24 protein-coding genes, 16 tRNA genes and 1 rRNA gene are annotated in these 22138 nt (G+C 38.3%); 35 read left to right on the plus strand and 6 right to left on the minus strand.

Annotated elements, in window-relative coordinates:
• The first annotated feature begins 164 nt into the window (after nt 1–164).
• The 18 genes from rrf (at nt 165) to J2S10_RS05405 (ending at nt 3142) form a co-directional block, all read left to right on the plus strand.
• Nucleotides 165–280 (plus strand): 5S ribosomal RNA (gene rrf, locus J2S10_RS05320).
• Between the two features lie 14 nt (nt 281–294).
• Nucleotides 295–369, plus strand: a tRNA-Asn gene (locus J2S10_RS05325).
• A 4-nt stretch (nt 370–373) separates the two neighbouring features.
• A tRNA-Ser gene (locus J2S10_RS05330) sits at nt 374–465 on the plus strand.
• 17 nt (nt 466–482) lie between these two features.
• Nucleotides 483–557: transfer RNA gene (locus J2S10_RS05335), tRNA-Glu, on the plus strand.
• 8 nt (nt 558–565) lie between these two features.
• A tRNA-Val gene (locus tag J2S10_RS05340) sits at nt 566–641 on the plus strand.
• Nucleotides 642–672: 31 nt separating this feature from the next.
• Nucleotides 673–746: transfer RNA gene (locus J2S10_RS05345), tRNA-Met, on the plus strand.
• 3 nt (nt 747–749) lie between these two features.
• Nucleotides 750–826 (plus strand) — tRNA-Asp (locus J2S10_RS05350).
• Between the two features lie 6 nt (nt 827–832).
• A tRNA-Phe gene (locus J2S10_RS05355) sits at nt 833–908 on the plus strand.
• A gap of 21 nt (nt 909–929) precedes the next feature.
• A tRNA-Tyr gene (locus J2S10_RS05360) sits at nt 930–1014 on the plus strand.
• Nucleotides 1015–1019: 5 nt separating this feature from the next.
• A tRNA-Trp gene (locus J2S10_RS05365) sits at nt 1020–1093 on the plus strand.
• Nucleotides 1094–1108: 15 nt separating this feature from the next.
• Nucleotides 1109–1184, plus strand: a tRNA-His gene (locus tag J2S10_RS05370).
• Nucleotides 1185–1221: 37 nt separating this feature from the next.
• Nucleotides 1222–1296, plus strand: a tRNA-Gln gene (locus tag J2S10_RS05375).
• 3 nt (nt 1297–1299) lie between these two features.
• Nucleotides 1300–1374: transfer RNA gene (locus tag J2S10_RS05380), tRNA-Gly, on the plus strand.
• Between the two features lie 7 nt (nt 1375–1381).
• Nucleotides 1382–1455: transfer RNA gene (locus J2S10_RS05385), tRNA-Cys, on the plus strand.
• A gap of 42 nt (nt 1456–1497) precedes the next feature.
• A tRNA-Leu gene (locus J2S10_RS05390) sits at nt 1498–1583 on the plus strand.
• Nucleotides 1584–1607: 24 nt separating this feature from the next.
• A tRNA-Leu gene (locus J2S10_RS05395) sits at nt 1608–1688 on the plus strand.
• A 290-nt stretch (nt 1689–1978) separates the two neighbouring features.
• Nucleotides 1979–2914, plus strand: a complete 936-nt coding sequence (locus J2S10_RS05400; RefSeq protein ID WP_307405185.1) for an alpha/beta hydrolase — start codon at nt 1979–1981, stop codon at nt 2912–2914.
• Nucleotides 2915–3068: 154 nt separating this feature from the next.
• Nucleotides 3069–3142: transfer RNA gene (locus J2S10_RS05405), tRNA-Gly, on the plus strand.
• Nucleotides 3143–3220: 78 nt separating this feature from the next.
• Here the strand turns inward: J2S10_RS05405 and J2S10_RS05410 are convergent.
• Nucleotides 3221–3892, minus strand: coding sequence for a B3/B4 domain-containing protein (locus tag J2S10_RS05410; protein ID WP_307405187.1), 672 nt, complete (start codon nt 3890–3892; stop codon nt 3221–3223).
• A 112-nt stretch (nt 3893–4004) separates the two neighbouring features.
• On the opposite strand from J2S10_RS05410, the gene queG reads away from it, so the two are divergent.
• The 4 genes from queG (at nt 4005) to J2S10_RS05430 (ending at nt 7468) form a co-directional block, all read left to right on the plus strand.
• Nucleotides 4005–5135: a tRNA epoxyqueuosine(34) reductase QueG gene (queG, locus tag J2S10_RS05415; RefSeq protein WP_307405189.1), complete on the plus strand. Its 1131-nt coding sequence runs from the start codon at nt 4005–4007 to the stop codon at nt 5133–5135.
• Between the two features lie 87 nt (nt 5136–5222).
• Nucleotides 5223–6089: an amidase domain-containing protein gene (locus tag J2S10_RS05420; RefSeq protein WP_307405191.1), complete on the plus strand. Its 867-nt coding sequence runs from the start codon at nt 5223–5225 to the stop codon at nt 6087–6089.
• 224 nt (nt 6090–6313) lie between these two features.
• Nucleotides 6314–7099, plus strand: a complete 786-nt coding sequence (locus J2S10_RS05425) for a tyrosine-type recombinase/integrase (RefSeq protein ID WP_307405193.1) — start codon at nt 6314–6316, stop codon at nt 7097–7099.
• Nucleotides 7100–7207: 108 nt separating this feature from the next.
• Complete coding sequence (locus J2S10_RS05430; protein WP_307405195.1) at nt 7208–7468, plus strand: hypothetical protein; 261 nt, start codon at nt 7208–7210, stop codon at nt 7466–7468.
• Between the two features lie 210 nt (nt 7469–7678).
• On the opposite strand, the gene J2S10_RS05435 is transcribed toward J2S10_RS05430, so the two are convergent.
• The 4 genes from J2S10_RS05435 to J2S10_RS05450 form a co-directional block, all read right to left on the minus strand.
• Nucleotides 7679–7819 carry a hypothetical protein gene (locus J2S10_RS05435; RefSeq protein WP_307405197.1) on the minus strand — a complete coding sequence of 47 codons (141 nt, stop codon included), beginning with the start codon at nt 7817–7819 and terminating at the stop codon, nt 7679–7681.
• A gap of 81 nt (nt 7820–7900) precedes the next feature.
• Nucleotides 7901–8002, minus strand: a complete 102-nt coding sequence (locus J2S10_RS05440) for a YjcZ family sporulation protein (protein WP_307405199.1) — start codon at nt 8000–8002, stop codon at nt 7901–7903.
• A 67-nt stretch (nt 8003–8069) separates the two neighbouring features.
• Nucleotides 8070–8207, minus strand: coding sequence for a sporulation protein YjcZ (gene yjcZ / locus J2S10_RS05445; RefSeq protein WP_307405201.1), 138 nt, complete (start codon nt 8205–8207; stop codon nt 8070–8072).
• Nucleotides 8208–9028: 821 nt separating this feature from the next.
• Nucleotides 9029–9208, minus strand: a complete 180-nt coding sequence (locus J2S10_RS05450) for a ribbon-helix-helix domain-containing protein (protein ID WP_307405203.1) — start codon at nt 9206–9208, stop codon at nt 9029–9031.
• A 124-nt stretch (nt 9209–9332) separates the two neighbouring features.
• On the opposite strand from J2S10_RS05450, the gene J2S10_RS05455 reads away from it, so the two are divergent.
• The 3 genes from J2S10_RS05455 (at nt 9333) to J2S10_RS05465 (ending at nt 10796) form a co-directional block, all read left to right on the plus strand.
• The gene (locus J2S10_RS05455; protein WP_307405205.1) at nt 9333–9932 is read left to right on the plus strand and encodes a helix-turn-helix domain-containing protein; all 600 of its coding nucleotides are present in this window, start codon (nt 9333–9335) and stop codon (nt 9930–9932) included.
• A gap of 279 nt (nt 9933–10211) precedes the next feature.
• Entirely contained in the window at nt 10212–10403 is a 192-nt protein-coding gene (locus tag J2S10_RS05460) for a hypothetical protein (protein ID WP_307405207.1), read from the plus strand.
• A 9-nt stretch (nt 10404–10412) separates the two neighbouring features.
• Entirely contained in the window at nt 10413–10796 is a 384-nt protein-coding gene (locus tag J2S10_RS05465; RefSeq protein WP_307405209.1) for a hypothetical protein, read from the plus strand.
• A 519-nt stretch (nt 10797–11315) separates the two neighbouring features.
• On the opposite strand, the gene J2S10_RS05470 is transcribed toward J2S10_RS05465, so the two are convergent.
• A complete protein-coding gene (locus tag J2S10_RS05470; protein WP_307405211.1) occupies nt 11316–11771 on the minus strand; it encodes an NUMOD4 domain-containing protein in 456 nt (151 codons plus the stop codon).
• 198 nt (nt 11772–11969) lie between these two features.
• Between J2S10_RS05470 and J2S10_RS05475 the strand changes: the two genes are divergently transcribed.
• From J2S10_RS05475 to yhbH, 10 genes are all read left to right on the plus strand, one after another.
• Entirely contained in the window at nt 11970–12134 is a 165-nt protein-coding gene (locus J2S10_RS05475) for a hypothetical protein (protein WP_307405213.1), read from the plus strand.
• A gap of 460 nt (nt 12135–12594) precedes the next feature.
• Nucleotides 12595–13737 (plus strand): phage major capsid protein, encoded by a 1143-nt coding sequence (locus tag J2S10_RS05480; RefSeq protein WP_307405215.1) that lies wholly within the window; start codon nt 12595–12597, stop codon nt 13735–13737.
• Nucleotides 13737–14051, plus strand: a complete 315-nt coding sequence (locus J2S10_RS05485; RefSeq protein WP_307405217.1) for a fibronectin type III domain-containing protein — start codon at nt 13737–13739, stop codon at nt 14049–14051. Before J2S10_RS05480 ends, J2S10_RS05485 begins: the two co-directional genes overlap by 1 nt.
• Entirely contained in the window at nt 14048–14407 is a 360-nt protein-coding gene (locus tag J2S10_RS05490; RefSeq protein ID WP_307405220.1) for a hypothetical protein, read from the plus strand. The genes J2S10_RS05485 and J2S10_RS05490 overlap by 4 nt, the downstream gene beginning before the upstream one ends.
• A gap of 231 nt (nt 14408–14638) precedes the next feature.
• Nucleotides 14639–14872, plus strand: coding sequence for a hypothetical protein (locus J2S10_RS05495; RefSeq protein WP_307405222.1), 234 nt, complete (start codon nt 14639–14641; stop codon nt 14870–14872).
• Between the two features lie 399 nt (nt 14873–15271).
• A complete protein-coding gene (locus J2S10_RS05500; RefSeq protein WP_307405224.1) occupies nt 15272–15760 on the plus strand; it encodes a hypothetical protein in 489 nt (162 codons plus the stop codon).
• A gap of 220 nt (nt 15761–15980) precedes the next feature.
• The gene (gene trmL / locus J2S10_RS05505) at nt 15981–16472 is read left to right on the plus strand and encodes a tRNA (uridine(34)/cytosine(34)/5-carboxymethylaminomethyluridine(34)-2'-O)-methyltransferase TrmL (protein ID WP_307405226.1); all 492 of its coding nucleotides are present in this window, start codon (nt 15981–15983) and stop codon (nt 16470–16472) included.
• Nucleotides 16473–16506: 34 nt separating this feature from the next.
• Nucleotides 16507–17256, plus strand: a complete 750-nt coding sequence (nfsA, locus tag J2S10_RS05510; RefSeq protein WP_307405228.1) for an oxygen-insensitive NADPH nitroreductase — start codon at nt 16507–16509, stop codon at nt 17254–17256.
• A 333-nt stretch (nt 17257–17589) separates the two neighbouring features.
• Nucleotides 17590–19485: a PrkA family serine protein kinase gene (locus J2S10_RS05515; protein WP_307405230.1), complete on the plus strand. Its 1896-nt coding sequence runs from the start codon at nt 17590–17592 to the stop codon at nt 19483–19485.
• Nucleotides 19486–19727: 242 nt separating this feature from the next.
• Nucleotides 19728–20894: a sporulation protein YhbH gene (gene yhbH / locus J2S10_RS05520; RefSeq protein WP_307405232.1), complete on the plus strand. Its 1167-nt coding sequence runs from the start codon at nt 19728–19730 to the stop codon at nt 20892–20894.
• Nucleotides 20895–22138: the final 1244 nt, after the last annotated feature.

Here is a 22138-nt window from a genome sequence, read left to right on the forward strand (position 1 = left end):
GGAGCTGACTGATACTAATCGTTCGAGGACTTAACCAGTTTTAAAGCGAACTCGTTTTACAAAACTTCTTCTGAATTATCTAGTTTTGAGGGAATAAAAAAAAATAAATTTCCTCTTGAAAAATATGAAAAAGACATTATAATAAAATAGTGTCTCATAAATAGTCTGGCAGCAATGGCGAGAAGGTCACACCCGTTCCCATACCGAACACGGAAGTTAAGCTTCTCAGCGCTAATGGTAGTTGGGACTTTGTCCCTGTGAGAGTAGGACGTTGCCAGGCTGTTATAAAATTATTCCGCAGTAGCTCAGTGGTAGAGCTATCGGCTGTTAACCGATCGGTCGTAGGTTCGAGTCCTACCTGCGGAGCCATAATGGAGAGCTGTCCGAGTGGCCGAAGGAGCACGATTGGAAATCGTGTAGGCGGGTAACCCTGTCTCAAGGGTTCAAATCCCTTGCTCTCCGCCATTTAATTATTACAATATGGCCCCTTGGTCAAGCGGTTAAGACACCGCCCTTTCACGGCGGTAACACGGGTTCGAATCCCGTAGGGGTCACCATTATATGTGGAGGATTAGCTCAGCTGGGAGAGCATCTGCCTTACAAGCAGAGGGTCGGCGGTTCGATCCCGTCATCCTCCACCATATATTTTTAAAAAAATGTATCTTTTACCGTCGCGGGGTGGAGCAGTCCGGTAGCTCGTCGGGCTCATAACCCGAAGGTCGCAGGTTCAAATCCTGTCCCCGCAATCTGGTCTGGTAGTTCAGTTGGTTAGAATGCCTGCCTGTCACGCAGGAGGTCGCGGGTTCGAGTCCCGTCCAGACCGCCATTTGTTGGCTCAGTAGCTCAGTCGGTAGAGCAAAGGACTGAAAATCCTTGTGTCGGCGGTTCGATTCCGTCCTGAGCCACCATTTAATTGATTATATATTTGTGGAGGGGTAGCGAAGTGGCTAAACGCGGCGGACTGTAAATCCGCTCCCTCCGGGTTCGGCGGTTCGAATCCGTCCCCCTCCACCATTTATAGGGGTATAGTTTAAAGGTAGAACGAAGGTCTCCAAAACCTTTGGTGTGGGTTCAATTCCTACTACCCCTGCCAAATAATTTTATAGTGGCGATTGTGGCGAAGTGGTTAACGCATCGGATTGTGGTTCCGACATTCGTGGGTTCGATTCCCATCAGTCGCCCCATAATTTTATTAAAAATATTAACTATTTATAATATCATTGGGCTATAGCCAAGCGGTAAGGCATCGCACTTTGACTGCGACATGCGTTGGTTCAAATCCAGCTAGCCCAGCCAATTGCGGAAGTAGTTCAGTGGTAGAACACCACCTTGCCAAGGTGGGGGTCGCGGGTTCGAATCCCGTCTTCCGCTCCAATATAATGGCGGCATAGCCAAGTGGTAAGGCAGAGGTCTGCAAAACCTTTACCACCGGTTCGAATCCGGTTGCCGCCTCCATTATAATTTATGTTAAGTATTAATATAAACAGATTTTTTTTCGCCGGGGTGGCGGAACTGGCAGACGCACAGGACTTAAAATCCTGCGGTAGGTGACTACCGTACCGGTTCGATTCCGGTCCTCGGCATTACTTCAATAAGCATTTTAATACGCCGGTGTGGCGGAATTGGCAGACGCGCACGACTCAAAATCGTGTTCCTCTGGAGTGTCGGTTCGACCCCGACCACCGGTATCTAAACAATCGCTTGCCAAGGCGATTAAATCAACGTTTCTTACATAGTGTAAGAAACGTTTTTTATTTATTTTTTAAAATACTTCTTAAAAAACTGTTTTCGTAAAGATTGACAGTTTTTTGAAAATTAAGATATATTCAGGTTAAGAAAGTACATTCAGGAGAAGAAGCTTTCAACCGTTTGAAGGACAATGTCCTCGAAACCTTGTCAGGCTTTGTCCTTGAAAACCCGTTCACACATAATTAGGAATATATGTGTGTATTTCTTTATATGAACAGGAGTGATCGGTTTGGTCAAACAATCGTCGTTTTCTTTCCATACTAGTGATGGAGTTGAAATCGTTGCAAGTAAATGGGCTGCTGATATTGAGGGGAAGCCAAAAGCGATTGTCCAGATTGCCCATGGTATGGCGGAACATATTCAAAGATATAATACTTTTGCCCGGGAACTTGTTTCGCAAAATATCTTTGTCTACGGAAATGACCATCGCGGACATGGAAAGACAGGAATACAGAATAACAGTCCAGGGTATTTGGCGGATGTAAATGGATTTGAAAAAGTAGTTGATGATATTGATTCGCTTACAACCATAATTAAGGAAGAAAATCCGGAAGTACCAGTCTTTTTATTAGGACATAGTATGGGATCGTTTTTATCAAGAAGATTTATTCAATTGTACGGGAATAAGCTTACAGGGGTAATATTATCAGGTACCGGCGGAGACCCTGGAATGATGGGGAAAATCGGAAGAATGGTTGCTGCTAGAGAAATGAAGAAAAAGGGGGCCAAGACACCAAGTACCTTATTAAATAATCTAACTTTCGGCAGTTATAATAAAGGGTTTACTCCTAACAGAACAGAATTTGATTGGTTGAGCAGGGATGAATCTGAGGTAGATAAGTATATAGCTGACCCCTTTTGTGGAGAGGTATTCACATCAGGCTTTTTTCATGACCTTCTTGATGGGATTGAAATTATAAATAAACCAGTGAATATAAAGTCAGTTCCGTTAGACCTGCCAATCTACTTAATTTCCGGAAGTAAAGACCCGGTGGGGGGAAATACCAAAGGGGTACTGCAAACCTATCAAGCTTATAAAAAAGCAGGTATTAAGGATGTAAACTATAAATTTTATGAAAATGCACGACATGAAATACTTAACGAAATCAATAAAGATGAAGTAATTGAAGATATTATTATATGGATAAATAGCTATTTGAATTAAAAAAGTCCTTTGTTGGACTTTTTATTTTGATAATGTATTTTTAGTCTAGTACAAAAATCGACAAATTTCGTAAAAAACACTTGACGTTTATTGGCGAAGCGTGTATTATAATAAAGGTCAGCTGGTGACAAATTAACTTTTTGATAAATAATATGCGGGTGTAGTTTACTGGTAAAACCTCAGCCTTCCAAGCTGATGTAGTGGGTTCGATTCCCATCACCCGCTCCATACATAGTAACTAACGCAGTGTACCGTTTCATTGAGAACGATGCATTGCGTTTTTTTATTTTTATAAAAGAAGATGCCTCATTGGCACCCAAGGATTTGAAAGGAAGCTTCTCCGCCGTGTATTTGTGTAAACATGTTCATTAAGGATTCAGTAAGTTTTTCCGCAATCACCATATCAGTCGAAGGCCTTAAATAGATCATTTGCAGAGCGTTTTTCGTTTTTTTTGTCACGGGAGTTCTTTCTGAATCAACAAAAGGGCTGCCGAATGGACCCTTTTGGTCGGAAGCTATAATGAGACGCTCAAGGGAGTTTACCCGTCCATTTAGGCCGAGATATTCTTCTCCATCATGACCAATTCTTATCGAAACTGGTTCACTTAAAAGATCTTGGTCGTATATTCCAATTGGCACTTGATATTGTAAAGAGAAAAAATTATTGATGTCAATGGCACTTTGAACGGACGAAAGATAATTTTGTTTCTGAACTCTCCTCATTAAGGCCTCGGCAGAATGACGATAACGGTTTGGATCCTTACCGGTTATTTTAAAAACTTTCCGCCATTCTTGAATTCCTGGTAAATCTGTTATATTTTTATTTTCCAAATCAAAATATATGGATTCTTGGAAAAGCTGGAGTCTTCCTTTTACCATTTGAGGAGAATCCCCGACAGTGATATTTCTGTATTCAATGATCGCTATTTTTATATTAGGTAAGAGCTCCACTAATTCTGATGAAAGGTGAATTTCCAACGATTTTACCTCCAAATTTAATTAAAAATAGTTTATCATAATTAAATGTCTAACCAAAAATGATTAAACCTAACCTTTAATATATAAGTAAATGGAAAGGAGGTTTCTAAAAATGGATGTAAAAAAATTAAAAGAAGAACTAATTGATTTTAGTAAAGAAATCGGAATTGATAAAATCGGTTTTACCACTGCTGATACCTTCATTGAATTAAAGAACAGGCTAATCAAACAACAAGAATTGAATTATCAATCTGGTTTTGAAGAGGCGAATATTGATAAGCGGGTGACTCCATCATTATTGCTCGAGAAGCCGCAATCCATCATCTCTATCGCTCTTGCCTATCCTGCAAAGATGAGAGTTCGTGTGAAGAGTAAAACCGGTGAGAGGCGCGGGATATTTAGCCGGGCGTCATGGGGCATGGACTATCATCATATTCTTCGAGACCGTTTAAAAAAGCTGGAGGAGTTTATTTTAACAAAAGTTCCAAATGCTCGGTTAAAATCAATGGTCGATACCGGAGAGCTTTCCGATCGGGCGGTTGCAGAGAGAGCCGGTATTGGGTGGAGTGGCAAAAATTGTGCGATTATTACCCCTGAGTTCGGATCCTATGTTTATTTGGGTGAAATGATTACAAGTATTCCGTTTGAGCCGGATAGCCCAATCGAAGATCAATGTGGAACATGTACTAAGTGTATTGAAGCTTGTCCAACAGGAGCATTGGTCCAAGGAGGACAAATCAATGCACAGCGTTGCATCTCTTTTTTAACTCAGACAAAAAACCTCATTCCCGATGAATTTCGGGATAAGATTGGCAATCGTTTGTATGGATGCGATTCATGTCAAACGGCTTGTCCGGTTAATAAAGGGAAAGACTTTCATTTTCATGATGAAATGGAAGCGGACCCTGAAATTTCTAAGCCATTATTAACTCCAATGTTAAAAATGAGTAATCGCGAATTTAAAACTAAATTTGGACATGTCTCTGGTGCGTGGCGAGGGAAAAAGCCGATTCAACGAAATGCAATCATTGCCCTTGCTCATTTCAAAGACATATCAGCGATCCCTGAATTAACCGATATACTGCAAAATGAAGCTAGTTCGGTATTAAAAGGAACGGCTGCTTGGGCTCTTGGGAAAATTGGCGGCGAATCCGCTCTTGCCGCTCTTGAGAAAGCAAAAAAGAATGAAACTGACAATGAGGTTCAACAGGAAATAGAAAAAGGACTCAGTTTTTATAAATGATAACAGAGCGAACAACAAGTTCAGCTCTTTTTTTGATTGAATTTCATCTTTCTTTCATATGTATGGAATGAAAGGAGTGAGAGATTTATGCGTGAATTGCTTCAAGAATTATTTGAAAAAAGAGTTCATCAATTTGTATTGAATTCCAATATGCGGACCGGGACCTATTCAAAGGCGGAAAAGAAAATTGAAACGTTGGCGAAAAGGTCTGCCGAAATTGTAAAAGTGAAAGCAATGGGAAATATAATAGAGCAAGCCGAAGATGGTGAATTGCAAACGATTAGATACAATGCCCATTATCAATATTTAATTAAGCAAAAAGGAACTCTTTATTTAGAAGAAGAAGTGGAAGTAAGAATGGGGAGGTTTTTTAAGGATGTATTAATAATGGATGAGGAAATAAATCCTTACGGTGTCCCTGAACAGCAGAATGAGCTTTTAATTTCTGAAGACTCCGGGGAGAGACTAAGCTTTCAGTATGATCGTTTAAAAGCCGTGCAATATGCCGAGCGCTGGTGGAATAGTTATAATCCTGCCTATAAAAAGTTTGTAAATGATTGTACGAATTTTATCTCGCAATGTCTCCATGTTGCTGGAGCACCAATGAGAGGTTATCCTAACCGAGGTGCTGGCTGGTGGTTACAAAATAATAACTGGAGCTATAGCTGGACTATGGCCAATTCACTGCGTTTGTATTTAGCCAATTCTAAGAGTGGTCTTAGGGCAAGGGAAGTCAGCAGTCCGGATCAATTAATATTAGGTGATGTGATATGTTACGATTTTGAAGGGGATGGCAGGTTCAATCATAATACGCTTGTAACCGGAAAGGATGCCTATGGTATGCCCCTTGTCAATGCCCATACGTACAACAGCCGAATGAGGTATTGGGCGTATGAAGATTCTTCTGCCTACACGCCAAATATTAAATATAAGTTTTATTCGATTATCGAATAAGGAGTGTTCATCCTTGTATGCAAGATTCATCATGGTATAATTGCTTTTAGAGTTTTTTATATGAGGTGAACATTGTGTCAATACATGTAGTATGTAAGAGATCATAAAACGCTTCATATCAAGGATTTTGAGGTTCTGATGGGTGTGTTCGTTACAATACTTTTGATTCGCTTTTAACGTGCTTACAAGCATTTTGAGAGCGTTCAAGATAGGGGTTGTAATGGATGAAATTAAACGATTTATTGGATGAATATGTCCTGGAATGCCAGATCAAGAACCAGAGTAAATTGACCATTACGAATGTTAAAATCAGTTTATCGAACTTTGTCAAGTCACTTGACGATGTTGGAACCGTTGAAAATATCAAAGGGGTTCACATCAAACAATGGATCCTCAAGCGCCAGGGAGAAGGAATCCAAGCCAATACGATTAACACTGGTTTGAAACATATCAGAGCCATGTTCAATTATGCCTGTGAAGAAGAAATTATCGACAGAAACCCAATGGAACGGATCAAGCTATTGAAACAAACCAAAAGAGTGATCAAAACATATTCCAATGATGATGTAAAATTGATTTTAAACTCCTTTAACGGTAAGACTTTTTTCAACGTTCGAGATAAAACAATTATTGTAATGCTCCTGGAAACTGGAATAAGACGGAACGAACTAAGATCAATAAAATTAGATGATATTTATGAGGATTCCATTCGTATTCGAGGCAAAGGAGATAAACAAAGATTCATACCCATCTCACTGCCTTTGAGAAAGCAAATGATCCGCTATCAGAGAGCCAGAATGGCTTATATAGGCGATGCAGAGTGTGAATGTTACTTTATATCAATGACAAGAAAACAATTAGTCTTGGGTAGTATAAATCACATCATACGCAAGCTAGAGGATTTAAATCTGTCAGTGAAACCAACTATTCACAGTTTCAGAAGGTTTTACGCATCCAGGATGTTGGAGAATATTGATCTTTTATTCCTTGTCTCGGCTCCTGGGACATAGTACGATCTCTGTCACTGAGAGATATGTTGAGAATACAGAGGATAAAGTCATCCTGGAAAGAGGAATGAGATCTCCGTTGAGTAATATGTAATAATTAGGAAGATGATAATGACAACAGTATCAATTGAGATTCATTTTAAAACTAACGCTACTAGAATCACAAAGCGAGGAAACTTTCCATTGAAAGGTAAGAATCCCGAGGAGGTAGCCTACCAGTGGTGGAAACACATTTCCAACGAAATGTCTTTTTTTGCTGAGTTAGAAAAAGTCACTGTAAATAGTGATCAGGATATTACCGAGTTAGTTAAGGAAATAGAATCGCAAGTGCTGAGAAATATTGATGATAAATGGACGTTGCCTTTTTGTTAGTATAAAATCACTATGATAGTTCATAAATAATATCACAACCCACTATACTGTTCCCTCCTCAGAAAGCTGTTCTCTTATCGAGAATGGCTTTTTATTTGTTTAAAAATGGGCAAGATATGATTGATGATGAACAAACTAGTTTTCACTGTTGATAATATCTCTATAAAAAAGAGCCCGTAGGCTTAAGGAAACACTGTTTAAATTATTTGCTTAAAAGAATCTGCGTCTTCTTTCTATTTCAAAGCGTCTTCTTCTCTCAATTTCTATTTCAATTTCAATGGGGAAAAACCTTCTTCTTCTAAAGCCGTCACGAAAAAACAGGTCTCTTCGACCAAATCCGAAAAATGGCATTTAATTCAGCCTCCTATCATTACAGAATCTATATGACAAAGGGACAGATTTACTATCAACCCGCCCTTTGTTCCGGACAATTTAGTAGCCGCCCATACCCATAAAAGAAGCTCCTACGATGATAAGGAGAACGAACAATACAATAACAAAAGCCATTCCTCTTTCTTCTCTTTCTTCATGCATGATGTATAACACCTCCAGTACTTGCTTATTAAGGACTTTACTCACCCAAATCATACCGTTTGGTTAATTAAAAATGATGACGATGAGTAGTAGTAAGAACGATAATTAACAGAATGAACAATACAACTATTAGAACAAATGTTGAACCGCCGCCATAACCACCGCCGTAGCCATAACCGCCGCCGTATCCACATGATCCCCACATATTTATCACCACCTTTTGGATTAACTTAAGAAAGAATACTTTCCTCTATTTATATATATTTCTTAGGACGAGAATCGATTGGACAATCATCATAGTGTTAAGACAAAATTCGCGATTTTTTTAAACAATTTCTAAAAACGCAAAGAAACGTCTGCAATACATGCAAACGTCTCATAGCGGTGAGTGAAAATCTATAGATATGTGCTGGAGGTAATAATAACATATGCACTCAAAATAAAACTGAATGGACAAGTGCTGATTAAAAGTAAATTAGGCAGGAAATGTACAATATCAGCCATTCTTGACCCAATAATCTTACTATTCTTGTTAGGTTATTATAAATGGTCAAGATACGATTGAAGAATCTGAAATTAAAGAAGGTATGTCGGGTTTGGCTAAGTAGAAATCGGGACTTGGAGGTCTAGAATTGATATTATTATTAGTCTTCTATACAGTAGGGATTCTTTTTTATGGCAATGAGAGAAGTTTTCAAAGAAGATTCGCCTAAATAAAATTTCAAAAGATTGTCTATGCACTGATGAAAATAGCAGACATTTGCTTTGAATGAAAAGGGTGAAGAATAATTGAACATGTTTGAAATATTCGAAGAACAGGTTATTTTAGAAGTTGCCTCTCTGTACGATGGAATTGTGCAATAAATAAGATTTCCTTGTTCAACTAAACCCGTGTTTTTTCTGAATTGTTTACTAGATTGCACGGGGTTCTGCACTCCAAAGCCTGCACCCCTCGTTGCACCCAAAAAAAGAGTCTTTAAAAAAAGATTATCTTTAAAAATAATTAATAAAAAAAAGAGCGATCAGCTATTGACCACTCTTGTTAGAATGCTTATTTATCAAATCTCTTATTGCCTCATCCAATAACTTAGACTTTGGAATCCTCGTATCTATAGAAAGTTTTTCAAGTTGTTCATATAATTCAATATCTATGGCATTAGAAATAGTTCTTCTAGTTTTTAAACCTCTATTATTTTGACCGTCCATAATATCACCTCTAAAAATAATAATAAATTATCTCGTTATCGCTTGCAACTACATGTAGTTATATGCTATGGTACATGTAGTTAAAAGTTATTGCATGTAACTACATCGAAACGAGGTGAACACCATGACTACTCCAACAATCGTGACATCCACTGAAGAAATCTTCGAACAAGGTAACAAGCACATGATGGAAAAACTTCGTACTTTCGGTTCTCAAGGACAAGCAGTTATCAAATATATAATCTCCAAACTTCGCAAATACCACGGTTCATTCTTTGAATCAAATAGCACGATTGCAGAGAGTGTTGGTTGTAGTGTTCGCACAGTACAAAATACGATCAAGAAGGCGGAGCAGCTTAACATTTTTGCGGTATCGCCAAGAAAAGAATTAGATGAGTTAACAGGGAAGATCCGTCAAACTACTAATCTAATTCAATTATTGGTGTATGCACCTTTAAAGAAGATCAAAAAGGTGATTGTTGAGGCGGTTCGTGAGGTTAAAGAAAAGGCAGAAATCGTTGTCCAAGAGGTGAAAGAGGTTCTTGCACCTAAGAAGTCAAAACATCAAACCAAGCCATCTAGCAAGCCTCATAACAAGATCACTCGCACCGAACTATTGCCAGATTGGTTTGATAAAGATACCGAAACCAAGTCAGTTGTTACCGATGAAACATTGAAAGCCAAAGCGGATATTCTTGCAAGGTTGAAGAGTGCAGGATTTTAAAAGGAGTGCTAAATAATGGGCATTGCGGTGTTTGGATTAATCATAGTGGGAATGTTCATCCCTTTAAGGATTTTTGCTCAAGTTTGGTTAATGAAATAAATATATGTGAAAAACTTCACATGTTTATCATTAAATAATTGTTAAAATAATTGCATCATTGGAGGAAATATTATGGTAAAATTATACAAAAGAGTGTTCGAATGTGCATTACGAGGAATTTGAAAGAGACATTACTTAACCGGTGTTTGTTGCCGGTGTGGGAAAAAAGGGGGGGGATAGATGGATCAAGCATCAACATTTTTCACAGTATATTTAGTCTTGTGGTTTTCGATATCTATTGTAGTATTTCTCTATTGGAGAAAGGTGCGAGTCAATCTTTTTATAGAAATCATTTGCTCAATCGTTCTCCAATGGGCGATTGTGAATGTAGCTTTGAGAAGTTCGGCATTGGCTTTAGGGATTCAATTATAGGAGGAAATGATGAGAAAATCAACTATCATCTTATCGGTATTATTAACAGGTTCAGTTCTTTACGGCGGTATCGAAACAGCAACAGCGTATAAGAACTTAGACATAATAAACAACCAACACGTGCAATACGAAATTTTGAAAGCTGAAAACGAGGATTTAAATTCGGTTACAAAATCTCTTAGAGATAAGAATGATGAATTAGAAAAGAAGATAAGCGATGCTAACACTCAAACATTCTTAGCTAAAAAAGCACAAGAAAACGCAAATGCACAAAGACCTATCATTGTTAATAGCGACGAAGTGCAAGCGATGCAAGACCAAACGGACGCGATTAATCAACAAACGCAAGCTATCCAAGACAATACACAAGCTGTACAAGATGCAACTAAATAAAAAACCCCGGAGATCCTGGCGGGGATCCTTTTTTGTTTGTTAAAAACAGTGCATTTCCATCCAGACTTTCAATATTGGTTCACATCAAGAGATAAGCCTTTTGGGTGTTATTAGTCTATCTATCAAACTATCATTCAATCTGAGTAAATCTGAGAGGTTGTTTTTCGTCTCAGAGGCTCTCAGCGACAGGGATCAATATTGAAGATCATCACAAGCATCATCTACCGACAGTAGTACAAAATCAGCCATCAAAACAGGCTCAAACCCTAGGGAGAGTAAGAGGTTACCAAAACTACGGTTACCAAAAGGATTTTGGTTTGATCTGAACAAATTTAGATACTAATTTAATTACTTATATATATATATTTATATTAAAAAATATAGTAGTATTGGTTACTTTTACTCTCAATCCCTTGATATGACTGATCTCGTGATGGCTACCAACTTTCTACTTTTGACCACCTTTTGCCCTGTTTTACTACTATTGCTGATCGCTGAAAACAAAAAAAATGATCCCCATTATCGGAGATCCTCTTTTGTTCTATATCCTGTGTATTTCTCTCTCGCTTTTTTAAACTCTATCGACCGTTTAACATTTAAAGAGTGCGGTATCCATTGAAGGTTTAAAACGCAATTATTAGTTTTATCCTCATCAAAATGATCAACATCAATTTGTTTTCCTTTATATGCTTTTCCTTTGTACTTTTTCGGGATTGGAATAAATGCCTCTGCCACTAAACGATGAGCGCCAATAGTTTTATTAACACCGTTTTTTGTCAAACAAACAGAGACATGATCATTATAAAACTCATTTCCATTTAAACTCATGAGCCTTGTTTCACCATCTTTTAAAATCCTTCTAACTTCTCCAAAATTAGAAACCTCATATTTCCCCTCATACCCTACAACATCGCGCCATTCTTCTGGAGCGTTCCAAAACTCTGCCATTCCTTTGTTTACTTTTACTTTCGCCATCTTGATCAACCTCCGAGTATTTTATTGGGGTACTTTTTCAACCCCGCTCATCTCGGCTCTACTCGGCTCTTACGTAGTCATAGCAATTTGATCTCCTGGGTTGCACATTTACATTTTGTCAAGAAAAAATTGTGCAAAATGTGAGTTTCTGTTGCTAGGTATACGAAAGGGTATTTACTTATAAGGAAGTGAAATCAAATGAAAATAGAAAAAATGTTAACAAGATCTTTCAAAATCAAAGAATCCGATGCAGTCGCAGTCGCTGATTATTTCGATAAAAACTCCATGAATATGTCGGACTGGATCCGTAAGCAATTAAACAAACTGATCGAACAGGACAAGATCCAGGAGATCAAAGAATAGGATCGCTTTCTGCGTTCCTGGGATGCCACAGATCCTCCTCTCTCTCAAATTGTGCCTGTGGTATGCCAGGAGTTGCGGAAATAACTCCAACCTTTATTAATAGACCTTGCAACGGTCTTTTGTGATCAGCGACTCTCAGCCTTCTTCAACTGAGATTGATTGCATCAATGTTGTGATTTCCTTCCCAGGATCGCGAATCAATGGGAATCTTTTTTTGCTTTGCACTTTTTCGACTAAGTGCTTTCACTGTCAGCAACTTACTGACAGCCTTTCATTTTTGGGATCCTGGTAGACCATCTGCCAGGGTTCTTTTTTATATGCATCTTGCCTGGTTTGGTCAGCCTAGGAGAGTCCAAGGTGCATATAAAAAAGGATATTCCCATTTCCTTTAAACCTGGAGCCTATGATGGCTCTTTTTTTTATGGTCGGATTTCCAAATACATCAAAGGAGTTGATCTTTTTGGGTAACGAAAAGATGTTGACTGAACTTCGTTTCGATCTTGTTGACGAGATGGAAAAACTCGTGAGCGATGCCAAAAACGAAAAAAGATCCTTGAGCGGTGCCGAGGTTAAACACTTCGATCATCTCAAGGAACGGATTGCAGAAATTGATCTGCAATTACAAACAAAAGAAAAAGAAGATCGCGGTGCTGAGGGTATCGTGACAAAGGAGATCGAAAACATGGACAAACAAGCAGAACAAAGAGCGCTTGATGAAAAGGCCTTTTTAACATTGATTAAAGAAAATCGTGCCACTGGTGGTATGTTAACAGGCGGTAACGGAGTGATGATTCCAACTAGTATCGCAAACAGGATCGTTGAATCAGCTTACAACGTTTCACCATTATTGCAATTAGCAACTAAGTGGAATGTAAAGGAAAATTTAGTTTTGCCTATCTATGATTACATGCAGAATACTTTCTCATACTTCACAGAGGGTAACACTATTGCGGATGTGAATGGAAACTTCACAAATATTACACTAGCAAACTTCATTGTTGGGCATCTTACAAAGATCTCAAATTCATTGATCAACAGAGCGGACATCGATGTGGTTTCGATCATTATCAATAACATCGGTTTATCATTGGCTCGCTTTTTAGAAAATGAATTGATCAATGAAACAGGCGCAAAACTTCGCGGACTTAAAACTGGAGTCACTGCGATGACAACTGGTGCCACTACTATGGTGATCACTCCTGCGGAACTTGTGAAAGTTCAAATGGCAGTTCCACAGATCCTCCAGGGGAACGCAAAATGGTTAATGCATCCTGGAACTTACGCATACCTTCGCGGGTTAACTGCATCAACTGGACAGTTATTAATGAATGGCGATGATGCGGGACTTTCTGCGGATCCTGGCTTCATGTTACTAGGAAAAGAAGTTATTCTTTCCGATAACATGCCTCAAATGGGTGTAGGTGCTCGTGAAATCTACTACGGTGACTTTAGTGGTCTTGATATCAAGATGACAACAGACATCCAGGTAAAAGTCTTACTGGAGCGTTTTGCAGACATGTATCAAACTGGTATTTCTTGTTTCATCGAACTAGATTCCCAGGTTGGTAATATTTATAAATTAGCGGGTTACATCGGTAAATAATGATCAACCTCGGATCAAAACTAGAATGGCAAAATGGATCGATGGCTCCTGGTGGGTTGGTCATCGATCCGATGCCATCCTGTGGAATTAAACTTTCATGGGATCCAGTACTGGGCGCAGATCGTTATTATATTTACAGATCAACAGGCAGAGGACTAGAAAAGTATCTTACTAACGTTGGGGAACCATCGTTCCAGGATGTCAATGTAGATCCTGGAGTCTGGTACTACTATAAAGTGACTGCCTTTATTGATGGACAGGAGTCAAATCCATCCATCGAAGTATACGCATTGACAGAGGAGGTTAAACGATGACAGAACAAGAAATGGTCCAGATCAACAGGAGAATGGATGACAAACTCCAGGACATGTATGGGCGATTCAATGCATTAAATGAGCGCATGGGATCACACCAGGCGGGAATTGAATCGTTGAAAATGGATCAAGATCAATATAACAAAGTGCGAAATGATCATTTTGACTTAAAAGATGTTGTGGATCAGATCCAAAAAGACATGCAAGATGTTTCGGCAGAGATCCGAGAGATCAAGGCATATTGTGAGAGTTTAAATGCTCAACAGAAACAGATCCAAAAGAATATGGATGCAATGGCTCAACAGTATCAAGTTATTATGAATTGGTACTCACAAACATTGTTTGCAAAATCATAATACCAGGGATCCTTTGGATCTCTTTTTTATCATGTGCGAAAAGCACACCTTTGTAAATTGATTGAACATCAGATGATCGCGGGAGACTGTGATCCTGGGACTGTGGAGAAAACTGGTGCTTTGCATCAAGATGAAACCCACAGTCTTTTTTTTTGTCCAAAATCCGAACGATATAAAAAGCAGCAATCAATTATTTTAAACCAAAACACGAACGATAGGAGATGATCCAGGATGTACAACATGACAGATCGAGAGCGGATCATGATGGATAACATGATCAAGATCCAACAGGATCGCAGACAACAGGAGGAACGAACTGCCCAAACATTTAAAGAGCGCCAGGCATACCGATATCATGATATTGATTACATGCGTTGCTATGGACTGACAGACAATGATCATCGATCAGACTGCATCATTGATCAGTACGATGACACAACAGAGATCGAGTGTGATGTGGTATGATGCGGGTCTATATGGTGTATGCATTGCTATCTGTTGCTTTGTCTTTGTGTCTCTTGTCTTGGCTCGCTGATCTCGTTCGTTGGTTGATCGCATGATCCAGGCATGTCATATATTTAATGTACTGGGTAGGGTGGCAGTATAACAGGGTACTCAATTAAATTGGGTAGAGGAGGCGCGGAGTACCTGGCGATAATAGTATATGGTATGCATTAATGCTTCACCACGTTAAAGGAGTATCATCTATTTTATGGTATCCCCCCCATGTTTTCAGACAATTCTCGCATCTTCGCGAACACCCCACAATCTAGCTTTTTTGATAACAACTTAACCACTTTCAACGAAATCGGTAAAAATGAAATTTTCAGTTTTTGTAATCATTGTAAATAAGGAGTGTTTTAAATGGCAGTTTCACAAAATTTATGGTATCAATATGCTCGCATGGTAGAAAATGAAGGTTTCAAGATGGATCATCCATCCTGGCTAGATGATGATTTGATCCTGGAGTTTCATTCCTTAGTTGATAAATATAGTCGGTTCGAGTTGTTCAAAGAGACGGATGCGGAAAATCTCGCTCGGTATGTTGCAACAAAAAAGAATGTATCTATTTGTGAGGAAATCTTGATCAAGGATCCTAGTTATAATCATAAAATGGCTTTCAAAAGAGAATATAACAACTTTCAAAGACAGTTGAAATCCCTCACTAGATTGTTAAACCTGGACAAGAATAATCTCAAGGCAGTGGATCGCGCTCTTGCTGAACATGGAGCAGAGTTTGATCGTTTTGTTGCTGATCCAGTCGTAAAGATCCTGGCAAAAGGGAATGATCAGAAAGCGAGAGAGATGTTGGCGAGATGGAAAGCTAATAGCGATGGAAAAGTATTTGAATAAACGATCAAGCCAGGCGGGATTGATTCCTTCCTGGCTATTTTTTTTTGTTTATAGGAAATAATATTATCACATAAATTCACATCAAATTCCTTGTTTTCTGTCACAATACACACTAAAATCATAAGGAACGGATATGTCTGAACCAGGAGCCAAAATCCTTTGAACACATACGGAACAATGGTTTATCAGCTTGTTCCATTTTTTATATGAGGTGAACATTGTGTCAATACATGTAGTATTATATCAACCACAGATTCCTTCTAATACAGGTAATATTGCCAGAACTTGTGCGGCAACCGATACCGCATTACATTTAATTCGGCCCTTAGGCTTTTCGACTGATGACAAGATGTTGAAGCGGGCGGGGTTGGATTATTGGGAATTTGTTAATATTTTCTATTATGATTCCTTAGAAGAATTTTATGAAAAAAATGCGGGGGGCTCATTTTTTTATTTAACTAAATTTGGGGAGAAACCACATAGTTCATTTGATTACAGCAATCCAGACAACGATTATTATTTTATTTTTGGACGTGAAACGACAGGTCTTCCGAAAGACGTTATCGAAAAAAATAAGGACATTAGTTTACGGATTCCAATGAATGACAATGTTCGTTCTTTAAATCTATCCAATACGGCGGCCATTTTAATTTATGAAGCACTGCGGCAGCAAAATTACCCCAATTTAATTGAAAAGGGGCCTCATTTTTAGGCCTCTTTTTGCAAGAACAGGAAGGAAGAATATAATGAATGATGTTATAGAAACCATCCTCGATCACCGTTCCATCCGGCATTTTGAGGACAGGCTTTTAACAGATGAGCAAATTAAGACAATCGTTTCATGTGCACAAGCTGCGGCCACATCAAGTTTTATTCAAGCCTATTCGATTATTGGTGTAAAAGATAAAGCGAAAAAGAAAAAGTTGGCCGAGCTGGTTGGAAACCAGGATTATGTTGAAAAAAATGGCCATTTTTTTGTTTTTTGCGCTGATCTTTACCGTCACACAGTAATTGGGGAAAATGAACAAAGAGATGTGATTCCATCGATAGAAAGTACGGAGAAATTCATGGTTGCGCTAATTGATGCTTCTCTCGCGGCGCAAAATGCTGTTTTAGCAGCGGAATCTCTTGGATTAGGTATTTGTTACATTGGCGGGATTCGAAATAACCTTGAAGAGGTTAAAAAGTTGTTAAAAACACCTGAAAGGGTTATTCCATTGTTCGGATTGGCCGTAGGCTACCCCCGGCAACGGACGGGAAAGAAACCGAGGCTGCCATTTGAACATGTTTATCATGAAGAAGAATATGAGCAAAACAATGAAGTTTATGTTCAGCAGCTCCGTGAATACGATAAAGTGATATCAAGCTATTATGAGCAAAGAACAGGCGGGAAAAGAAAGGATCGCTGGTCTGAGCAAATGGCCAATATGCTTGAGAAACAAAGTCGTATGTACATGAAGGAATTTATCTCAAAAAATAAAATGAATCTAAAATAAAAAAGACTGCCAAAATTGGCAGCCTTTTTATATTCAAGCTTATTTATTTGTGCCTGGCTTATCGTTATACCCAGCAGTGAAGATTGCGATTAAAAATGCAATCATTACTAATATGACACCAGCTGTACCCATATTATGTAAGCCTCCTTCGATTACAATGATTCGTCTTTCTACACATATAATTTTATTATAGCCTAACTTATGAAAAGAGCAAGATTCCTTTTAGTGTTACAAAAAAGATAGACACTTATCCTCCTTGGTTACGCATGTTCAAGTCCCTTAGTGCATAGAGTATATTAATCGTCTCTGATTACGCTACAGGGGGAGGGCCTTATGGATATTTTAAAAAAAATCGAGAGGTTTCGTGAAGACGAGGAAAAGCTCCGTTGGGAAGGATCATTCGCTGATTATTTACTGTTGTTAAAAGAAAAGTCATGGGTAGCACAATCTGCACATTCTCGAGTTTTTAATATGATCAAGGATGCAGGAATTGAAGAGGAAAAAGGGACGAAGAAGTACAATTTCTTTTGTAATCAATTATTTGGCTTAGAGGAAGCTTTGGAGCGGCTTGTTGAAGAATACTTCCATCCCGCTGCTAAAAGGTTGGATGTAAGGAAACGTATTTTACTTTTAATGGGTCCTGTTAGTGGTGGTAAATCAACGCTTGTCACGATGCTAAAAAGAGGGTTAGAAAGTTATTCCCGTTCGGATAGAGGCTCTGTTTTTGCTATTAAGGGCTGCCCGATGCACGAGGACCCGCTGCATTTAATTCCACATCATTTGCGTGGGGATTTTTACGATGAGTATGGTATCCGAATTGAAGGTAACCTATCACCATTGAATATGATGCGGCTCGAACAAGAATATGGCGGCAGGATTGAAGATGTTTTGGTTGAAAGAATCTTTTTCTCAGAAGATAAACGAACCGGTATCGGAACCTTTAGCCCATCCGATCCAAAATCACAGGATATTGCAGATTTAACGGGGAGCATTGATTTCTCAACCATTGCGGAATTTGGATCCGAATCAGACCCGCGGGCCTACCGCTTTGACGGGGAGTTAAACAAAGCAAACCGTGGAATGATGGAATTCCAGGAAATGTTAAAATGTGATGAGAAATTCCTCTGGCACTTGCTTTCATTAACGCAGGAAGGAAATTTTAAAGCAGGCAGGTTTGCCTTGATCTCAGCTGATGAGCTGATCGTTGCGCACACGAATGAAACAGAATACCGTTCATTTATTTCGAACAAGAAGAACGAGGCGCTGCATTCGAGGATTATCGTTATGCCGATTCCTTATAATTTAAAGGTGTCACAAGAAGAAAGAATTTATGAAAAGATGATTAGAGAAAGTGATGTAGCCGATGTCCACATTGCACCGCATACCTTAAGAGTTGCGGCGATGTTTACCATCCTTACCCGTTTAAAGGAACCGAAAAAAGGCGATATCGACTTAGTAAAGAAAATGCGCCTTTATGACGGGGAAAATGTAGAAGGCTTTAATACAGCTGATGTAGAGGAGCTTAAAAAAGAGTATCAGGATGAAGGAATGAGCGGTATTGACCCGCGATATGTTATTAACCGAATTTCATCCACTATTATTAGAAAAGAAGTGCCATCTATTAATGCGCTAGATGTATTACGGTCATTAAAAGACGGGCTTGACCAGCATCCGTCCATTACTTCTGAGCTGCGTGAGCGCTATATGAATTATATTTCAATTGCCCGGAAAGAGTATGATAATATTGCTAAGAATGAAGTACAGAAAGCATTCGTTTACTCGTATGAAGAGTCGGCGAAAACGTTAATGGACAATTATCTTGATAATGTAGAAGCATATTGCAATAAAGCTAAGCTTCGTGATCCGTTAACAGGTGAAGAAATCAATCCGGATGAAAAACTAATGCGTTCAATTGAAGAGCAGATTGGTATCTCCGAAAATGCGAAAAAGGCTTTCCGGGAAGAAATATTAATCAGAATTTCCGCTTTTGCCAGAAAAGGAAAGCGGTTTGATTATAACTCCCATGACAGGCTTAGGGAAGCCATTCAAAAGAAACTGTTTGCCGATCTTAAAGATGTTGTTAAAATCACAACCTCTTCGAAAACACCGGATGAACTGCAGTTGAAAAAAATCAATGATGTAGTTGCCCGTTTAGTTGACGAACATGGTTATAACTCAACATCAGCTAATGAATTGCTTCGTTATGTAGGAAGTTTGTTAAACAGATAATAAGCGAGCGACTGGTAGAAGGAATCTGCCAGTCTGTTTTTTTCACTTTTAGCAAGCAAAAAGTTTGTCCATTTTTATAGGCGAAAGCACAATTGTCGAAATTATTTGTAAATTATTTTCCGTTTCTGCATAGGATAAAGTAATCAACACTTCATTTGCATTTTTACACTCGGGTTATTTTATGTCATGGGAAAAAAAGTGTGCATGTAAGATTGGGAAAAATTTAATAGGAGGGGTTTTAAGTGTCGGACAACAACCATCAATATGTGATTTCAAGAGAAGATTGGTCCCTCCACCGTAAAGGCCACGATGATCAGCAGAGGCATCAGGAAAAAGTCCAGGAGGCGATTCGAAACAATCTTCCGGACTTAATAACAGAAGAAAGTATTATTATGTCCAATGGTCGAGATGTGGTAAAAATTCCGATTCGTTCTTTGGACGAATATAAAATTCGTTATAATTATGACAAAAACAAACATGTGGGCCAAGGTGACGGTGAGAGCCAGGTAGGTGACGTAGTAGCACGTGACGGTGCAAACGCGCAAAAGGGTCCCGGTAAAGGCCAAGGGGCAGGGGATCAGGCCGGTGAAGATTATTTTGAAGCGGAAGTTTCGTTAATGGAATTAGAAGAAGCATTATTTAAGCAATTAGAGCTTCCTAATTTAAAAAGAAAAGAGCAGGAAGAAAATTTAGTGGAGAATATCGAATTCAATGATATTCGGAAAACCGGGCTAATGGGGAATATCGATAAGAAACGAACCATGATGTCTGCTTTTAAAAGGAATGCGATGAGCGGGAAGCCGGCATTCCATCCAATTTACAAGGACGATTTGAAGTTTAAGACTTGGAATGAAGTTATCAAACCGGATTCCAAAGCGGTTGTGATTGCGATGATGGACACGAGTGGAAGTATGGGGATATGGGAAAAATACATGGCCCGCAGCTTTTTCTTTTGGATGACACGCTTTTTACGAACGAAATATGAAACGGTGGAAATTGAGTTTATTGCCCACCATACCGAAGCAAAAATTGTTACAGAGGAAGACTTCTTCTCGAAAGGAGAAAGTGGCGGTACAATCTGTTCATCCGCCTATCGCAAAGCCCTGGAAATCATTGATGAGAAATATAATCCACGTAAGTTCAACATCTATCCATTCCACTTTTCAGACGGTGATAATCTCACATCAGACAATGCCCGCTGCGTAAAATTGGTTGAAGAATTAATGAAGGTGTCAAATATGTTTGGGTACGGAGAGGTCAATCAATATAATCGACACAGTACGCTAATGTCTGCATATAAAAATATAAAAAACGACAATTTTCGTTACTATATTTTAAAGCAAAAAGCAGATGTTTTCCATGCCATGAAGAGCTTCTTTAAAAATGAAGAAAGTAGGCAATATGTTTGAAACAAATCGACAGGTAAAAAGCCTTTCGACAAACTAGACTCGTCTATCTTTTGACGAGTTTTTTATTAAAAAGCTTTGTGACAAGGAATTAGGGTGTTAATTTTTCTATAAAAATGTATGAAGAAATATTTTAATTAAAACTGTGGATTGTGTGGATAAAAGGTGGAAAATTGTGAATAATTTAGTTTTTTAATTATTTCTTAGGTATGAACTTGGTTATTTAGATGAATTGGTTAAGGATTATTTGGATGTTTTAGAAGCAACTGTAGATCTTTATGAAGAGATACAAGAATTTATTGATTGTATAGAGAAGAAGAGTTTAATAAAATTTATCAGAATGATTGATTGAAATAAAGGTGCCCTCCAGTTAAAAATCTGGATGGCCTTTTAATTTGTTCTAATAAATTATTTACTTCTTTCCAAAATACAATGACTTCCTCTTTGCTAAAAACTTCTCCGGAATCATGAGAAAGCTCATTAGCAATATTAATTAAATGTTCGTATATATCGATAAAGTGGAGACCTAGAAGGGAACGATTGGTAATAGCCATAAAAGAAGGAATTGCAGCAATTGAAGGGTAGCTATATGCTTACTCTTTTTTGTTTGTAAAAAAAGTTTTTATTTCTATATGATACGAATTTTTTGTTGGATTTATTATTTGGTTCTTACTCGACATTACAAGGCTAACTAACAACTTTAAAAAGATAGAAAACACAATTATAAGCAATAAATATAAATCCGCACTAAATCATCCGGGGGTACTCTTATATCGCCATCAAGTTTAATTGGTTATTTCCTAAATGAAAAAATGGACAAAATTCCCATAAGTGACTGTAGAGAGGTAAAATTTTTGTTTTGAAGGTACTTCAAAATATTAGCTTGATGTGTATATGGAGCTATCCCTATCAGAGGGAACACATTAACATGTTCTTGTATGCTATTTCAGTTATTCGAAATCTAAAAATAATTTTGTTAACTGATATGTTGGGAATCACTTTATAGAAATAGCTTGAAGAGTTTATCACAGATGCAAAAATAGTTCCTAGTAATAAGAAGACTTTAAGCTTGGTGATAAAGGCTTTTTTAATATAAATGATAGCAAAATTGGGAATTTCCAAAGAGTGTGGTGCGCAAATCAAGCAGTTTTACAGAAGAAATCAGTTGGCATGGTTCTTGCAATATAAATGATAAGTAAATAGAGAAAGGAGGGAGGAGATGAATCACCAACTACTCTGTGAGAGTC

Source organism: Neobacillus ginsengisoli (genome assembly GCF_030813055.1).

Excerpts from the sequence above, each read along its gene's own strand:
- queG (WP_307405189.1), top strand. The coding sequence starts at position 4,005 with ATGGATGTAAAAAAATTAAAAGAAGAACTAATTGATTTTAGTAAAGAA.
- J2S10_RS05420 (WP_307405191.1), top strand. The coding sequence starts at position 5,223 with ATGCGTGAATTGCTTCAAGAATTATTTGAAAAAAGAGTTCATCAATTT.
- J2S10_RS05425 (WP_307405193.1), top strand. The coding sequence starts at position 6,314 with ATGAAATTAAACGATTTATTGGATGAATATGTCCTGGAATGCCAGATC.
- J2S10_RS05430 (WP_307405195.1), top strand. The coding sequence starts at position 7,208 with ATGACAACAGTATCAATTGAGATTCATTTTAAAACTAACGCTACTAGA.
- J2S10_RS05435 (WP_307405197.1), bottom strand. The coding sequence starts at position 7,819 with ATGCCATTTTTCGGATTTGGTCGAAGAGACCTGTTTTTTCGTGACGGC.
- J2S10_RS05440 (WP_307405199.1), bottom strand. The coding sequence starts at position 8,002 with ATGCATGAAGAAAGAGAAGAAAGAGGAATGGCTTTTGTTATTGTATTG.
- yjcZ (WP_307405201.1), bottom strand. The coding sequence starts at position 8,207 with ATGTGGGGATCATGTGGATACGGCGGCGGTTATGGCTACGGCGGTGGT.
- J2S10_RS05450 (WP_307405203.1), bottom strand. The coding sequence starts at position 9,208 with ATGGACGGTCAAAATAATAGAGGTTTAAAAACTAGAAGAACTATTTCT.
- J2S10_RS05455 (WP_307405205.1), top strand. The coding sequence starts at position 9,333 with ATGACTACTCCAACAATCGTGACATCCACTGAAGAAATCTTCGAACAA.
- J2S10_RS05460 (WP_307405207.1), top strand. The coding sequence starts at position 10,212 with ATGGATCAAGCATCAACATTTTTCACAGTATATTTAGTCTTGTGGTTT.
- J2S10_RS05465 (WP_307405209.1), top strand. The coding sequence starts at position 10,413 with ATGAGAAAATCAACTATCATCTTATCGGTATTATTAACAGGTTCAGTT.
- J2S10_RS05470 (WP_307405211.1), bottom strand. The coding sequence starts at position 11,771 with ATGGCGAAAGTAAAAGTAAACAAAGGAATGGCAGAGTTTTGGAACGCT.
- J2S10_RS05475 (WP_307405213.1), top strand. The coding sequence starts at position 11,970 with ATGAAAATAGAAAAAATGTTAACAAGATCTTTCAAAATCAAAGAATCC.
- J2S10_RS05485 (WP_307405217.1), top strand. The coding sequence starts at position 13,737 with ATGATCAACCTCGGATCAAAACTAGAATGGCAAAATGGATCGATGGCT.
- J2S10_RS05490 (WP_307405220.1), top strand. The coding sequence starts at position 14,048 with ATGACAGAACAAGAAATGGTCCAGATCAACAGGAGAATGGATGACAAA.
- J2S10_RS05495 (WP_307405222.1), top strand. The coding sequence starts at position 14,639 with ATGTACAACATGACAGATCGAGAGCGGATCATGATGGATAACATGATC.
- J2S10_RS05500 (WP_307405224.1), top strand. The coding sequence starts at position 15,272 with ATGGCAGTTTCACAAAATTTATGGTATCAATATGCTCGCATGGTAGAA.
- nfsA (WP_307405228.1), top strand. The coding sequence starts at position 16,507 with ATGAATGATGTTATAGAAACCATCCTCGATCACCGTTCCATCCGGCAT.
- J2S10_RS05515 (WP_307405230.1), top strand. The coding sequence starts at position 17,590 with ATGGATATTTTAAAAAAAATCGAGAGGTTTCGTGAAGACGAGGAAAAG.